The sequence below is a fragment of the Acinetobacter sp. NIPH 1852 genome (assembly GCF_022549455.1).
Lineage (GTDB): Bacteria > Pseudomonadota > Gammaproteobacteria > Pseudomonadales > Moraxellaceae > Acinetobacter.
In genome coordinates, this window is sequence record NZ_JAKZGG010000003.1 from 220,481 (window position 1) to 236,201 (window position 15,721).

Here is a 15,721-nt window from a genome sequence, read left to right on the forward strand (position 1 = left end):
TTGCTATGTGTGGAGTAGTTGGGATTGCCGGTAAATCGCCAGTAAACCAAATGTTATTTGATGCCTTAACGATGTTGCAACATCGAGGACAGGATGCAGCAGGAATCGTAACTTGCGATCAAGGGCGTTTATTTCTCCGCAAAGATAACGGTATGGTACGTGATGTATTCCATACTCGTCACATGCGTGCTTTACTTGGAAACTATGGCATTGGACACGTTCGTTATCCAACTGCTGGTTCATCAAGTAGCGCTGAAGCTCAACCATTTTATGTGAACTCTCCTTACGGTATTACGCTTGCGCACAATGGTAATTTAACCAATGCCGCAGAAATTCATGATGATCTGTTTAAAACAGATTTACGTCATATGAATACGGATTCGGATTCGGAAGTTTTACTTAACGTATTTGCCCATGAGTTGCAGAAATGTGGCACATTGAACCCAACACCTGAGGACATGTTTCATACCGTTTCTCGTGTGCATGAGCGTTGTAAAGGTGCTTATGGTGTGGTGGCAATGGTTACAGGTCATGGTTTAGTCGGCTTTCGTGATCCAAACGGGATTCGTCCTTTGATCTATGGTTCACGTGAGACTGCACAGGGCACTGAATATATTATTGCTTCGGAGTCGGTGGCGATCACCGCGCTTGGTTTTAAAATTGAGCGTGATATTGAACCAGGCGAAGCCATCTTTATCAATTCAGAAGGTGAACTATTCACCAAGCAATGTGCAGTAAATCCAGAATATCGTCCATGTATTTTCGAATACGTCTATTTTGCACGTCCAGATGCAATTATTGATGGCATTTCTGTTTATAAAGCTCGTTTGAAAATGGGTGAAAAACTTGCATATAAGATTCTAAAAGAATGGAGTGAGGAACACGATATTGATGTTGTGATTCCAATTCCTGATACCAGTCGTACTTCTGCATTGGAGTTGGCAAATATTCTTGGTGTGAAATTCCGTGAAGGTTTTATGAAAAACCGTTATATCGGACGTACCTTTATTATGCCAGGTCAGCAACAACGTAAAAAATCAGTTCGCCAAAAACTGAATCCTGTCGAACTTGAGTTCAAAGACAAGAATGTTTTATTGGTCGATGACTCGATTGTACGTGGTACAACGTGTAATGAAATCATTCAAATGGCACGTGATTCAGGCGCGAAAAAAGTTTTCTTTGCTTCTGCTGCGCCTATGGTGAAATATCCAAACGTGTACGGTATTGATATGCCAGCGAAATCAGAATTAATCGCTTCAGAACGTACTGTAGAGGAAATTCGTGAAATTATTGGTGCTGATCGCTTAGTTTTTCAAGATTTAGAAGATTTGAAAGATGCTGTTCGTACCAGTAAAGTGCCTGATTTAACAGAGTTTGACTGCTCTGTATTTGATGGTGTTTACGTTGCTGGTGGAATCGACAAGGCTTATCTCGCTGATCTTGAACAAAAGCGTAATGATACAGCGAAGAAGCAAGCCGATGGCTATATTGATGTAAACATCGATGCTGCTTCAGTTGATTTAACTGGCATCAAAGAAGAGTAACGTACTGCATTTATAGAAAAGCGGGAAATTCCCGCTTTTTTATTCTATGATGGTGGCTACGAAACATCCTAATATAAACAATGTAATCAGGAAATTTTACATTGAAAGAAATGAGCCATTATTTAATTGAAAATAAAAGCATCGTATGGTCAATGAGTTTTTGTTGGCTCGCGATGTTATTGACCGTCTTTATTCTCAATTTAATTTTGGGTCTGGTGGTTCATTTCTTTGATTATACGCAGCTCATTTGGTGGCATGCGCTTAGCCCGTATTTTATTGCTTTATTTATTTTCGTCATGTTGTGGTCTGTCGGTGCGGAACTTTATGTATTACGTGAAGGCGGACATTCACTTGCGAAGCAGCTAAAAGCTCGACGTTTAGTGTTTGATGAAAGCACCCCAGAAGAAAACACGGCATTAAAAGTTGTAGAGCAAGTCGCAAATAGCTTTGCAATCGATACTCCAGCGGTATACGTATTGCCTGATGAAGTCGGTGTGAATGCACTAACGGCAGGTTTTAAATCTCAAGATATTGTGATTATTTTGACTTGGGGCGCATTGCAGAATCTAGATGAACTAGAGCTGTATGGGTTGCTGAGTTATGAGTTCAATCAAATTTTATCGGGTGAGGCAGTTGAAAATACCAAGCTTAAAATTCTATACAGCGGCTTAACCACATTTAGTCAGTGGGGCAGTAAATTAGCACAGGCTGGCTATAGTCCTTATGCAACTAAACGTCGTAATAAGTTTGAAACGATTTTTGTTGCGATTGGTGGTGTGATTTGGCTAATCGGTAGTTTAGGTATCCTAATTACACGCTTTATTAAATATCTAACCTTGAGTGGTCGAACCTTTCGTAATGATTTGAAAACCATGCATTTGATGAATAATAATGCCAATATTCAAACGCTATTGCGTATCTATGTGCATCATTCAGGTTCTCAAATTCACAGTGCCTATTCTGAATCGATTTCACATATGTGCTTTGCCAACTCACTCAGCCCACAAAGTTGGATGAATATTCATCCAAGCATTAAAGAGCGGATCTACGAGCTAAATCCAACATTACTGCAAGATTTACAATTAGAAAATCTTAGAAAGTTGCGCAGTCGCCCGTTATTTAGTTTGTTCCGCTCATTGGAAGAAGAAATTACTGATGTCTCCACACCGTGGAGCTCACCTCAGCCATTACCTTTGCTGCGCTTGTCGCCAATCAGTTTTGCATTGAATGATGCGATTAAGCCACTCAATCCTGAAGTACGTAAGCATAAGAAGCGTCCTGAATTGATTCAAAGGGCAATGCAGACGGCAACTGGCTCACGAGAGCTTATGGTGGCGATTTTAATGATTCGCCAATACCGCGAGTTTATTCCACAAGATGCACCAGTGAGTCATGCCATAGTCGATGCTTTGTTAAATTTAGATGGTCGGATTCATGTCCAAATCTTCCATGATGCGTGTAAAAATATTGGTCACATGCCGACCAGTATCGCACGTCAGTTTTTAACGAAATTAGCGTCGATTATACAAGCGGATGGTGAAGTGGGGTTGCTAGATGCTTTGCTCCTAGAGCGCGTGAAGCATGAGTTAAACTTGATGCCAGCACATCTACCAGCAGCATTTGAAGACGTGAAGTCTCAGATCGTTCATTTGATCGATGCTTTATTGCATGTACAACAAATTAATAGTCCAAATCAACTCGAAGTACGCGAGCGCATTTTAAGATTTCTTTTAACTGAAGATGAAATGCGAATGTATGCGGACATTTCAGATGAGCCACTTGATCTTGCTGAAATTTTAAATGATGTGTCTGGACTGCTGTTACGTGATCGTCTCAATATCTTAGCCATTGCTGAGCGGTGTTTGTGGAGTGATCGGATCATTACGCAAGATGAGCTAGATGTTTTAGAATTGTTATATTGGCGTTTGGGCTTTGAGACCAAAGAAGTTGTTGAACAAATGCAGAAGAAAAATAGTTTGATGATTATTTAAGATAAATTTTGCATGCGTCCATATTCTTTTGAGCATGCCTTTGATCGGTAGCGTATAAAAATTGCAGTGTGCAATGCTAGAATTTCTAAACCCTTTAAGCCGCTTTTATCATTAATTGCAGCCTCTTTGTATTTCTTCTATGGGGAGAACAAAAGGTATTTATGAATGAATTCTATGGTTTAAATTTTTATATTTTTAAATTGGTTCAATAGCAATATGACAATAGTGAAACTAAATGCCCGAGATTTAATTATTGATTTACTTTTAGGTTCGCAAGGCCGTGAGATTTCGATTAAGCAAATTATTATTGCCGCTAAATTGTTTGAAATTAGTGAGAATAGTATTCGTGTTGCTGTAACTCGTCTATCGGGTGAAGGCGTGATCGAAGCCATTGAGCGTGGCGTGTACCAGTTTACAGCCCAATCACATGAGTGGGCAGATGTCATGTTGAATCGTAAGCGCGGTATTAAGCGTACTAAAGTCTGGAATCACCAATATCTTGCGGTGTTTACTGGTGAATTAGGGCGGGTTGACCGTACTGCATTGAATCGTCGAGAAAGAGCATTAAAACATTTTGGTTTTAAGGAACTAGAACAAGGTATTTATATTCGTCCGGATAATCTCGCGATTTCATTCGCAGATATTGTCTCAGTATTACAAGCGACTGGTTTAGAGAGCAGCGCCAAGATTTGTCAGATTAATCATTTTGACCCAGCAACTTTGGTCAGTATTCCTAAATTATGGCCGACACAGACACTGAATCAAAATTATGAGAAATATAGTCAGATGATTCAAGACTGGTTACTGACGGTCAACCAGTTAGACTTGGATGATGCAACGAGAGAATCTCTATTATTGGGTCGCCAGACTATTTCACTATTGATGAATGATCCTTTATTACCCGAAGATTTTGTTGATGTTGAACTTCGTGATCAGTTTGCATCCAGTGTTCAGCAACTCGATCAAACGGGGTTAGCACTATGGGCCAAGTTTTATGAGGAAAGTGCGGTATAAGTATTGATATTAATATTACAAAATATATCTTTTAAATTTATTGACAGAAATATTACATGATTTAGAATAAAATTATAATTTACGTATTTATAAAAAATAAATAGGCAGGATAGCGAAATGAATACACGTGTCGCAATGAGCGATTTATTCAGTAGGGAAGAAATCACGGCACTCACATCCAAATCGGATGTACATGGTGGTTGGGCCGTATTGTCAACTTGGGCAGTCATCGGTGGAACGTTTGCCGCTGTTGCGACCTCTTGGGAATATTTGCCTGCTTGGGGCAAATTATTAATGTGTGTCGCTGCGTTGGTGGTTTTGGCGGGTCGACAATTGGCATTGGCTATCTTAATGCATGATGCTTCACATCAAAGTTTATTTAAAACTAAATGGCTGAATGACACCGCGACAGATTGGTTATGTGCACGCCCAATTTGGAATGATCTACATAAGTACCGCGCGCATCACATGCGTCATCACAGTAAAACCTCAACAGTTGATGATCCTGATGTATCACTCGTTGCAGGCTTTCCAACCTCGAAAAAATCTTTGATGCGCAAATTTATCCGTGATTTATCTGGTGTTACGGGTTTTAAATTTGCGGTTGGACGAGTGTTGATGGATATTGAGAAAATGGAATGGACGGTTTCGAATGATCGTCGCTGGATTTCTCAGGAAGGGCGACATTGGTCTGATTATCCAAAGGCCTTTTTAAAAAACAGTGCAGGGGCGATTGCAACCAACGCCGCTATGTTTTCTGCATTGTGGGCGGCAGGTCATCCTAAACTGTATGCGCTTTGGGTTTTGGCTTATTTAACCCCGTTTCCATTGTTTTTACGTGTTCGCTCTATGGCAGAACATGCTGGTATGCCAACGAGCAACAGCGCTTTAACCAATACCCGCACCACACAAGCAGGTTTTATCGCACGAGCTTTAGTCGCACCGATTCATGTCAATTATCATAAAGAACATCATTTGATGGCGACAGTTCCTTATTTTAAACTGCCAAAAATGCACCAAATGTTACGTGAGCGTGGACATGTTTCTGAACCGCCAACCTATTGGCAAGTGCTAAATGAACTTTCCAATCGTGTAGATTGAAATTGCATTAAGCTCTAAGAATAGGTGAGGTCTGTATGCTCTACGCCATGCGTATATATAAATGACAGATAAGACCTCACTGACACAATTAAAACTTTTGAAAATCGATATTAGGTCGCAAATGACAATTACGAAACATGAAATTATTGACTTTCTCGCTCAAGAATTTCCACAAGCACTCAGAAAATGTAGTATTGAAGCGATAACACCTAAAGGTGCGGAGTTGTTATATCAAGTTGATCAGGAGGATTTGCGTCCTGGTCAGACAGTATCAGGTCCGACCTTAATGTTGGTGGCTGATTTTGTATTGTATGTGGCGATTATGGGACATTTAGGGTTGGTTGCCATGGCAGTCACGACCAATATGACGATTAACTTTTTTCGTAAGCCCAAAGCAGGTCAGAATATACGAGCAGTTTGTAAATTGATTAAAGTGGGCAAAACTTTAGTGACGGGTGAAGTTTGGTTATATTCTGGTGATGAGGAAGAAGCTGTGGCTCATGTTATAGGAACCTATGCGATGCCACAAAAATCTTAGAATAATTTTAAAAATAACAACGACAAATACTGCAAATCATAACAACATTTCAGTATGCGAAAGAGTCAGAACATGCTACAACTAAGCTGTTCAAACTTATTTGTTCTGACTAATTTCTACAGATATGACTATACCGCTTGACCTTACCCCTTTATCGCAAATTGAATCAAATCAAGAATATATTTTAGCGATTAAACGTAATGATTTATTGCCTGTGTTCAACGATCCTCATCGTTTGAATCATTATGCCGATCATTTGGTTCAAGCACAAAGTGTCTTGTTGAATGGGGTTGATCCCAAACTCAACCAACAACTCAGTGAAGTGATCACTCAAATCATTCAGCAATTATCGCAATCAAAGAAGTATGTAGGCGGTAGAAGATTTAATGCATTACAGAAATGGTTAGGCATTGATATTGAATATGATGCTGGTCAAGTCAAATATGTCAAAGATTTAGATCAACTTATTCAGCAAGCCAATCATTTAAGCCAAAGATTACAGATTGAAATTCAAAAATCTCAATCTCGATTACAACAAGTGTTGGGCCTAAGAGAGCAAATGGCAGCATATATTGTGGCGGCAGAGCAGTTTTTAAGCGAATATGCAGCATTTAGCAAGCAGCAAACACTTGATCATTTTGTAGAGCGGCTTTCAAAAAAAATTAATACTTTACAAACCTTACAGGCGAGCAATGATATTGCAATGAAACAGATGCAATTGTCTCAGCATTTGTCTTTTAGTCTATTAGACCGTTTCAAAGAAGCTCAGCAAGTTTTAATTCCTGCGTGGCAATATCATTTAAAGCAAAGTCGTGAGTCAAATTCTTCGGCTGTACTTGAACAGCTCGATAAGAGTAGAGAAAATCTAATCCAAAATCTGAAGAAATCATTACAGAAATAAGAGGGGAGCATTATGTCAAATTCAGAGTTAATACCATCATCAAACGAGTTAGTTGTGAATCAAGAACAACGATTTGAGCAACTCAATTTAAAAGAGTTGGGCTTACAGCCACAAGACTTCGCTGAAGTGATGAGTGCGCATAAAGAACTGAATGATATTAGTATCACAGTTGTGGCGGAGTATGGAAAGAATATTGCCAGCAAGACTTCAACCTATACTGATGAGTTGCTGAGCCTTGTACAAAATAAGGATTTGGATGCAACTGGGCAGAAGTTAAATGAAGTCGTACAGGTTGCCCAACAACTGAATACTTCGAGTATTTTAAATAAATCAAAAAGCTCAGGTTTTTTTGGTGGGATACTGAGTAAGTTTAAAAATGCTAAACAAAGCTTTGATCAGCATTTTAATACCACAAAAGAACAGATCGATGCGTTAGTCAAAGAGATCGAAAGTTCTCAATCGGGCTTGAAAGCACGTGTGGGTACACTGGATAAAATGTTTGATGCAGTACAAGAGGAATATAAACAACTTGGTGTTTATATCGCAGCAGGTCAGCTTAAACAGCATGACATCCAACAGCAAATCTCGACCTTAACTGTACAAGAGCAAGATCAACAAACAACGCAAAAAGTCTATGATTTAAATCATTTGGCGAATAATCTTGAAAAAAGAGTCAGTGATTTACAGGTGTTGCAACACTCAGCCATGCAAACCTTGCCGATGATTCGTATTATTCAATCGAATAACCTGATGCTAGTCGACAAGTTTTATGCGATTAAAAATATTACCTTACCTGCATGGAAAAATCAGATTAGCTTAGCAATTTCATTGCAAGAGCAAAAAAATAGTGTGCAACTTGCTAAAGCAATTGATGACACAACCAATGAGTTATTACGCCGTAATGCTGAATTGTTGCATCAAAACTCAGTAGATACTGCCAAGGCTAATCAACGTTCAGTGATTGATGTTGAAACACTTGAACATGTACAAAACACCCTCATTAATACAGTAAATGATGTGATCCAAATCCAGAAAGAAGGTATGCAAAAACGTGCTGAGGCAACTACTCGTTTACGTGCCTTGCAGGACAATCTAAATCATTTGGTACTGGAAAATAGTGGGCAAAATTCGCCAAAGTCTTGATGTTATAAGAGGAAAAATCATTGTCACCCATAGATGACTTTAGTGTTCAACCGATAGAGCAACGTTTAGAGACTTTAGCAAAGCGCCAAAGTCATCTTATGATCTGGTTTTTTCTCAGTATGACCTTGGTGATAGCCATTGGGGTCTCCTTATTTTTTCAAAAAGAGATGATCTATCGTTTTTTTGATCTTTCTACCCATGTTCAAGTTTTAGACTTACCTTATCACGTACAAGATTTGATCCCTTTTAAAGATCCTATCGATTATTTCTTTAATCTGTTGTCATGGGTAGGGTGGCTGTTTGTTAAAGTTTTTGGGGCACTGGTTGGTGCTTTTTTGCTTGTATATTGGGCAAAGAAACTGAAGTTTTTCCAACGCCGTTTTCAATCATGGACGCAACGTTTTGTTGCATGGTTGATCGCATTTATTTTAATTTGGTCAGGTCTAAGTTATCTGCAATATGACTGGAGCGATGATACTGAACAAGCATATCAACAATGGATGAGTTATCGAACCAATATTATTGAGAGTCAAATTGCTCAAGATTTACAGCGAACCAATATCTCTCCAACAGAAAAAGCCTACGTGTTGGCTCAGGTGGCGTTGTTACATCCATCTGTTGACCGTAAGACAGCAAATGTCTATGTCAATCAGCTCGTTGAAGCTGAAAAAAATAATCCAATTCAATTTAATCAATATGACTTTCAGCCTGAGCAATTATGGGTGATGCAGCAGCAACTTTATGGTAGAAGCGTTACAGCGACGACACAGGCATTAGATACACGTGCTCAACAGGCGCAACAGTTCTCAAGGATCGTAAATGTCATCTTGTGGGGAATGATTGCACTTGTACTTGGCTTAAGTGGAATCTTATATACGCTTGCTAAACATTTGAAAAATCGACGTGATCGAATTACGCATAAACTTGATGTGTAGTTAAACTACGTTCGGTTTATTCGATCAAACCCATAAAAACATACTGTTTTACCTATTTAGTGCTTTTGCGTACTATAGCCTCATTGAAAGAATTTAGCCGACTTGAATTGTTGAGAATTTGGAGACATCGATGTTAGATCAAAATATTAAAACTCAATTAAAAGCTTATTTAGAACGTTTAGAAAGTCCGATCGAGTTGGTTGCTGCTTTAGATGATTCAGACAAAGCTGCAAAAATCAAAGAACTTGTCACTGAGATTGCGGAATTGTCTGATCAGGTGACCGCACGTTTTGATGGTTCAAACGCTCGCCGTCCAAGTTTTGGGGTAGCGAAAGCAGGCGAACAGCCACGTGTATTCTTTGCTGGCTTACCGATGGGACATGAGTTTACTTCTTTGATCTTGGCATTATTACAAGTGTCTGGTTATGCCCCTAAAGTCTCTGATGAAGTTTTAACTCAAATTAAAGGCTTAAATCTTGCGGCAAACTTTGATGTGTTTATTTCGTTGAGCTGTCATAACTGTCCAGATGTGGTTCAGGCATTGAATTTGATTGCGATCAACAATCCAAATACCACCACCACCATGATTGATGGTGCATTCTTCCAAGACGAAGTGGAACAACGCAAAATCTTGGCTGTACCGATGGTATTCCAAGATGATCAACACATTGGTCAAGGTCGTATGACTTTGGAAGAAATCCTTGCCAAGTTAGATAGCAACTCAGCTGAGAAAGATGCAGCAGCGATCAATGCCAAAGATGCATTTGATGTGTTGGTGATCGGTGGTGGTCCTGCTGGGGCAACCGCAGCGATCTATGCTGCCCGTAAAGGGATCAATACGGGTATCGTGGCAGAGCGCTTTGGCGGTCAGGTGATGGATACCATGGATATCGAAAACTTTACCTCTGTACAAAAAACTGTCGGTCCTAAGTTTGCTGCCGAGATGGAAGCGCATGTGCGTGAATATGATGTCGATATCATGAACTTGCAACGTGTCAGCAAAATCATCGGTGCAGATCAAACAGCATCTGGCTTGGTTGAAGTTGAACTTGAAAATGGTGCCAAGCTAGAATCAAAAACCATCATTCTTTCTACAGGTGCGCGTTGGAGAGAAATGAATGTACCGGGTGAAGCAGAATACCGTACTCGTGGTGTGGCGTATTGCCCGCACTGTGACGGTCCACTGTTCAAAGGTAAGCGTGTTGCGGTGATTGGTGGCGGTAACTCTGGTGTAGAAGCTGCAATTGACCTTGCTGGCATCGTTGAGCATGTCACGTTGGTGGAATTTGATACCAAACTTCGTGCCGATCAAGTGTTACAGAACAAGTTAAACAGCTTGCCAAATACTACGGTAATCCTGAATGCATTAAGTACTGAAGTGTTGGGTGATGGTTCTCAAGTCACTGGCTTAAAGTATAAAGATCGTGCAACTGATGAAGAACATGTGGTTGAGCTTGCAGGGATCTTTGTTCAAATTGGTTTATTACCAAACACCGACTTCTTGAAAGACAGTGCAGTTGAGTTGAGTAATCGTGGTGAAATCATAGTAAATGATCGTAATGAAACCAATGTCAAAGGTGTGTTTGCTGCGGGTGACTGTACCACTGTACCTTATAAGCAAATCATCATTGCGACGGGTGAAGGCGCCAAAGCATCACTTTCTGCTTTTGATTATATGATTCGTTCGGGTAATTAACAGTTCGTAATTTTCTTATAAAAATGCCCAAACTTGCGTTTGGGCATTTTTTATTATTGCGTTAAGGTTTATATAAACCATGATCAACAAGATGTTGACGCAGAATCCGACGTAATTCTAAGATCGCTTCAGGCGTTTCCTGAATCGAATGTCCACCATGTAAGATTTTTTCAGAGACAGCCCCATCTAAATGCGCACTTTTATAAGGAACGATGCCATCAGTAATGATATTAGGATCGTCACTTTTGGTAATATTGCCCATAATTGAATGGAAAACTAAGCCTTTTTCAGGTGGAATATTGGCAGTCAGTTCCATGAATTTTGATTTTTTGCTTAAATCACTTGGGCCATTTTGAATAACATCACTGGTCAGCGTTTTTACAAAGTCTTTAAGCTCCATATCATCACTGGTCAATGTATCAGCCAACGTGGTTAAGAAAGTTGCAGGTAAACGAATGATTTTACGCGCAGCTAAAGTAAACCAACGATCAGCATAATCCGTACCACGATGTGGTGAAGCCAAGAAAATAGCCCGATCAAAGTTTGTAATTGGCTTCATTTTGAGTCGTTCGCTAATCGCGGGATGCTTTCTCAGTTGGGTTTGTTGGCGACTACTCATCATTGCTAATGCTTGTTTGGATAGATCAACATCGCTGACCAGAAGTCGACTAATAATCCCGCCCATACTATGACCAATGAGAACAGCATCTTTTGCTGCGGCATCTTTGGGATTTAATGAAGAAAATGCTTGTTTTAATAATGCATAAATCTGAAAACGGCTTTCTAAGATTGGCATATTGGTTGAGTAAAAAACTTGCCAGACTTGATATTGTTCACGTAAAACAGTATCACCCATAATATCATTGGTGACCGCAATCCAAGCCTCAGGGCTACTTGCAAGACCATGAACGAGCACGATTATTTTCTTATTTGGGTTGTACGGCTCTAACATGTATAGATGTGGCATGGTTAAACGCTGATCTCGATCAATCAAGCTTAAATATGCTGCCGCACCTAAATTATTTTCTGCTAACCAAAGTCCATACGGTGCAGAAAAATTTGCTGCAAGTGAGTAGGGTTTACCTGCGATGGTTACTTTTTCAGTGTTATAAGGATCATAAGCTTTAATTTCAAATTCAGGACTGGTTAAAACATCATTGACAGTTGCAGCAGCTTTTTTGGGTTGGGCAATGATGGTCGAAGCCAGATAACGTGCTGGATGGATATTGGGATTTATGCCGTTAGGGAAGTCATAGTTTAATGGATCGAGTATATATTGGTTCTCATGCTTACGGTCTGACGTGGCAAAGACCGCAACAAAATCAGAACCGAAGCCATCACGACGGTTAAGTGCACGTAAGCCTGAGAAGTTCATGTTATAGCTAGAAACAAACTGTTCTAGGCTCTCATTTTGTAAACGTTGATATTCATTTAAATCAAGTGAATAGGTGCTTTTTCCAATTTTAATCGTTGGCTCAAATGCTTGTTTAGGGTATCGAACTTTGTGAACTTGTACCAGCCTAGCTAAAGCTTGGTTATAAAAATCCAGAATTTGTACCTGACGGTTATCAAATAGACGCTCTTGTGGTTGGCGAGTGGTTTTAAATAAATAGGCATAACTGTAACGAATCGTTTTATCCAAAGCATCTAGTTCTTGATCTAGACATTGCTCATAAGCTTGTTGGATCGTTTTTTGTTCTTCTTCAGCTTTATGCTTGGTCAGTTTGCTGACTTTGCATGCAGATGACTCTGATAACGCCATGGCTTTAGCAAGATATAACTCACTTGCGGTTGATAGTAATTGTTCATCTAATATTTGCGGGATTTCATGTAAATCAGCTACGCATTCATTGGGGGTTTCCATACAAATCTTAGCGGCTTTACCTGACATCGAAAGCACATTGAGGCTGGCCTCACTGAGTTTTTTTTGTGTCAAGATACTGTTACGTTCATTGGCAATGGTGACATTCAATGCTTGTTCTTTTAGGCTGACAACCTGACATCCACTGAACATGAGGGTACTGAGTAAACTGATAACAAATAGACGTTTATTGGGGGTAAATGCTTGCATCATGGATCAGCACAGGTCACGAGATTGGTTGTAGCTATAATACTGAAATAAGATGTTTTTTCAATGAATAAAAAATAGGCTGTACTAGACAGCCTATTTATATTTAAAGCGAAGATGAAATTAGTTCATGACTTGCCAAACATTCCAGCGTTTACCAGATTCTACTTCACGAATTAAACGATCAGCGACTTCTGCTTCATCTGGAAATTTAATTTTATAGTTCTTTAAGGTTTGAATTGCATTTTTCTTCTGCTCTAACCAAAGATAGTTATTAGCAGCAGAAAGATAAGCCTCTTGAACTCCGCCTTTGATTGCTTTGTCTAAATAAGGAATCGCTTCACGTTGACCACCGCCTTCAGATAAACCAAAACCGAACCAGAAATTGATTTCGGGATCATTTGGGCTAATGGCAAGAATACGCTGTGCATAATTTAAAGATTTAGAAGTATAAGATGTACCCAAATCTAAGTTACGCGCCATGACACTGGCTTTAAACGCACGTGTTAATACATCAAATGATGCATTTGGTTTTTCTGCTAAAGCATCAAGTTTATGGGTGATTTCTTTAAGTTTAACTTCATAGCCTTTGCGTTCTTGACGATCAGGGAAACGTGGTGGGTAATGGCGTGCCTTACCTTCAACCAATTGTAAGAAATCATCGATTTCAGTGACATCAACTTCATTATCACCAGCGAGTACGGCATATTTCATACTACGTTGTTTGCTATCAATCGTTGGAACAATGAGTTTGTTTACATCCAAAGTCATTGATTTAGACGGATCATTTTGTAATGAAACGACCATTTTGGTTACTGGTTGAGCTGTGGCATCTTTAATCGCCAATTCAAAACTTGGCGGTGCATCATACTGGATTGGATTTAAAGCATAGAAAGCTGGAGTAGGATCAGGTTCTTTAAATACAAAAGGTTCAGCAACACTTTCTTTTTTGGTTGGCGCAATACCGCATGCCGTTAGAAATGAGGTTGAAAGTACGAGTAATGCCAAAGGCTTAAAATTCATGATCTACATCCATTAATTCTAGTAAGGTGGTAAAAGAAGTTGGTTTCGCTAGTCTAGGAAAAGCGAAACCAACTTGCAATGTGTGGCATGTTGTATTTTTATAATTTATTCCGTTTTTGATGGAATACTTTGCGCTTCACATTCTCGTCGAACTTCTTCAATGATTTTTAACTCTTCTTTACTAAACGGTTGAGTTTTAGAGTTCTGACCTTTAAATGTTGGATCGAGTAGCGAGAGTCTTTGACAAAGCGTATTCATACGTTTTTCATTGTTCTGCATACGATCCAGTAGAACACGAATACCTTCTAAAATTGGATCAGCTTGTTCTTCAGTTGTGGCATAGGGTTCAAAACCAATGCTTTCTGCATAATCTCGACGCAGTGCTTCTTGTTCAGTTTGCTCTACTGTTGCTGGTTGTTTGAAAATATAACGAGCAGGACTACCTACAGCGGTTACACCAGCAGGGACTTCTTTTGTTACTACAGCATTGGAACCGACTTTTGCACCTTTATGTACAGTAAAAGGCCCTAAAATTTTTGCTCCTGCACCAACTACCACGCCATCTTCTAAAGTAGGGTGACGTTTACCTTTGTTCCACGTCGTACCACCTAAAGTCACACCGTGGTATAGGGTTACATCATTGCCAATCTCAGCAGTTTCACCAATCACAACACCCATGCCATGATCTATGAAGAAACGTTTGCCAATTTTCGCACCCGGATGGATTTCGATACCTGTGGCAAAGCGACTAAAAGACGACAGCAGGCGGGCAGTGCCTTTATATTCTTTTTTCCATAACTCATGTGCCATGCGATGCATAATCAATGCATGAATACCTGGATAAGTGGTCAAAACTTCGAGTGTATTGCGTGCAGCAGGATCACGTGCAAATACAGCTTCGATATCTTCTTTGAGCTGTTTAATCATTGGACTGATCCTCCTTCGTGTTTTTTTTCCACGAACCATTCGCAAGTGCTTGCACTCGACTAAATATTCCGCGTAATAAATGATATTCCATACGATCTAATTGTATCCTTCCAAATAAACGACGCAAGCGTAATGGAAGTAAACGGGGATTATTTGGGTCTAAAAACTCAATTTCTGTGAGCATTTTTTCTAAATGGGGGTAAAACTCTTCCATTTGCTGTTGATTTACGAGAGGTTCATCCCACTGCATACTTTGTTGTTGTTTGAGTTGCATGTGGTCATCTGGCATGCTGAGCGCTTGCGTATTTTGTTCAAGTGCAGCCATACGTAACTCATAACAAACCACCTGAATGGCTTGAGCCACATTGAGCACGCCATATTCAGGATCAACAGGAATGGTTAAATGATAATTTGCCAAAGCCAATTCTTCGTTGGTTAAGCCACGATCTTCACGACCAAAGACAATCGCAATATTTTGTTGTTGCTTTGCGGCTTGCAATGCTTCTTTTGCAGCAGGTCGAACATCAAGTAATGGCCAAGGAATCGTGCGACTACGCGCACTGGTACCAAAAACCAAATGACAGTCTTGAATCGCGTCTTCTAAAGTGTCCACAATTTCGATCTGTTCAATGAGGTCTTGAGCACCTGCTGCCAAGGCATCAATATCTGGATGCGGATAAGTTTTGGGTGCAACTAAGACAAGTTTAGATAGCCCCATTGTTTTCATTGCACGTAACGCACTACCAATATTTGCAGGTAGTGTCGTATTGACCATGACAATACGCACATGATCCAAATGTTTGGACACGTTGTTTGAGTCAAACAGGTTCATATATCATC

The 15,721-nt window shown here is 39.8% G+C and carries 13 protein-coding genes; 9 read left to right on the forward strand and 4 right to left on the reverse strand.

The window, feature by feature from the left end; translation table 11 throughout:
- Positions 1–5 precede the first annotated feature (5 nt).
- From purF to ahpF, 9 genes are all read left to right on the forward strand, one after another.
- On the forward strand, positions 6–1,544 hold the full coding sequence (purF, locus tag MMO38_RS04255; protein ID WP_121929883.1) for an amidophosphoribosyltransferase: 1,539 nt from the start codon (positions 6–8) through the stop codon (positions 1,542–1,544).
- A gap of 101 nt (positions 1,545–1,645) precedes the next feature.
- On the forward strand, positions 1,646–3,535 hold the full coding sequence (locus tag MMO38_RS04260) for a M48 family metalloprotease (protein WP_241322672.1): 1,890 nt from the start codon (positions 1,646–1,648) through the stop codon (positions 3,533–3,535).
- 216 nt (positions 3,536–3,751) lie between these two features.
- Complete coding sequence (locus MMO38_RS04265) at positions 3,752–4,549, forward strand: PaaX family transcriptional regulator C-terminal domain-containing protein (protein ID WP_241322673.1); 798 nt, start codon at positions 3,752–3,754, stop codon at positions 4,547–4,549.
- Positions 4,550–4,666: 117 nt separating this feature from the next.
- A complete protein-coding gene (locus MMO38_RS04270) occupies positions 4,667–5,650 on the forward strand; it encodes a fatty acid desaturase family protein (protein WP_241322674.1) in 984 nt (327 codons plus the stop codon).
- Between the two features lie 121 nt (positions 5,651–5,771).
- On the forward strand, positions 5,772–6,188 hold the full coding sequence (locus MMO38_RS04275) for a PaaI family thioesterase (RefSeq protein ID WP_121929879.1): 417 nt from the start codon (positions 5,772–5,774) through the stop codon (positions 6,186–6,188).
- Positions 6,189–6,312: 124 nt separating this feature from the next.
- Positions 6,313–7,089: a tellurium resistance protein gene (locus MMO38_RS04280; RefSeq protein ID WP_241322675.1), complete on the forward strand. Its 777-nt coding sequence runs from the start codon at positions 6,313–6,315 to the stop codon at positions 7,087–7,089.
- A gap of 12 nt (positions 7,090–7,101) precedes the next feature.
- On the forward strand, positions 7,102–8,232 hold the full coding sequence (locus tag MMO38_RS04285; protein ID WP_241322676.1) for a toxic anion resistance protein: 1,131 nt from the start codon (positions 7,102–7,104) through the stop codon (positions 8,230–8,232).
- Positions 8,233–8,252: 20 nt separating this feature from the next.
- Complete coding sequence (locus MMO38_RS04290; protein WP_241322677.1) at positions 8,253–9,167, forward strand: hypothetical protein; 915 nt, start codon at positions 8,253–8,255, stop codon at positions 9,165–9,167.
- Positions 9,168–9,297: 130 nt separating this feature from the next.
- The gene (gene ahpF / locus MMO38_RS04295) at positions 9,298–10,863 is read left to right on the forward strand and encodes an alkyl hydroperoxide reductase subunit F (protein WP_241322678.1); all 1,566 of its coding nucleotides are present in this window, start codon (positions 9,298–9,300) and stop codon (positions 10,861–10,863) included.
- A 61-nt stretch (positions 10,864–10,924) separates the two neighbouring features.
- Here the strand turns inward: ahpF and MMO38_RS04300 are convergent, their stop codons facing one another.
- From MMO38_RS04300 to MMO38_RS04315, 4 genes are all read right to left on the reverse strand, one after another.
- The gene (locus MMO38_RS04300) at positions 10,925–12,934 is read right to left on the reverse strand and encodes an alpha/beta fold hydrolase (protein ID WP_241322707.1); all 2,010 of its coding nucleotides are present in this window, start codon (positions 12,932–12,934) and stop codon (positions 10,925–10,927) included.
- A 120-nt stretch (positions 12,935–13,054) separates the two neighbouring features.
- Positions 13,055–13,954: a hypothetical protein gene (locus MMO38_RS04305; RefSeq protein WP_130163148.1), complete on the reverse strand. Its 900-nt coding sequence runs from the start codon at positions 13,952–13,954 to the stop codon at positions 13,055–13,057.
- A 105-nt stretch (positions 13,955–14,059) separates the two neighbouring features.
- Positions 14,060–14,881, reverse strand: coding sequence for a serine O-acetyltransferase (gene cysE / locus MMO38_RS04310; protein WP_004671499.1), 822 nt, complete (start codon positions 14,879–14,881; stop codon positions 14,060–14,062).
- Complete coding sequence (locus tag MMO38_RS04315; RefSeq protein WP_004671497.1) at positions 14,874–15,713, reverse strand: RNA methyltransferase; 840 nt, start codon at positions 15,711–15,713, stop codon at positions 14,874–14,876. The genes cysE and MMO38_RS04315 overlap by 8 nt, the downstream gene beginning before the upstream one ends.
- Positions 15,714–15,721: the final 8 nt, after the last annotated feature.

Excerpts from the sequence above, each read along its gene's own strand:
- purF (WP_121929883.1), top strand. The coding sequence starts at position 6 with ATGTGTGGAGTAGTTGGGATTGCCGGTAAATCGCCAGTAAACCAAATG.
- MMO38_RS04265 (WP_241322673.1), top strand. The coding sequence starts at position 3,752 with ATGACAATAGTGAAACTAAATGCCCGAGATTTAATTATTGATTTACTT.
- MMO38_RS04270 (WP_241322674.1), top strand. The coding sequence starts at position 4,667 with ATGAATACACGTGTCGCAATGAGCGATTTATTCAGTAGGGAAGAAATC.
- MMO38_RS04275 (WP_121929879.1), top strand. The coding sequence starts at position 5,772 with ATGACAATTACGAAACATGAAATTATTGACTTTCTCGCTCAAGAATTT.
- MMO38_RS04280 (WP_241322675.1), top strand. The coding sequence starts at position 6,313 with ATGACTATACCGCTTGACCTTACCCCTTTATCGCAAATTGAATCAAAT.
- MMO38_RS04285 (WP_241322676.1), top strand. The coding sequence starts at position 7,102 with ATGTCAAATTCAGAGTTAATACCATCATCAAACGAGTTAGTTGTGAAT.
- ahpF (WP_241322678.1), top strand. The coding sequence starts at position 9,298 with ATGTTAGATCAAAATATTAAAACTCAATTAAAAGCTTATTTAGAACGT.
- MMO38_RS04300 (WP_241322707.1), bottom strand. The coding sequence starts at position 12,934 with ATGCAAGCATTTACCCCCAATAAACGTCTATTTGTTATCAGTTTACTC.
- MMO38_RS04305 (WP_130163148.1), bottom strand. The coding sequence starts at position 13,954 with ATGAATTTTAAGCCTTTGGCATTACTCGTACTTTCAACCTCATTTCTA.
- cysE (WP_004671499.1), bottom strand. The coding sequence starts at position 14,881 with ATGATTAAACAGCTCAAAGAAGATATCGAAGCTGTATTTGCACGTGAT.
- MMO38_RS04315 (WP_004671497.1), bottom strand. The coding sequence starts at position 15,713 with ATGAACCTGTTTGACTCAAACAACGTGTCCAAACATTTGGATCATGTG.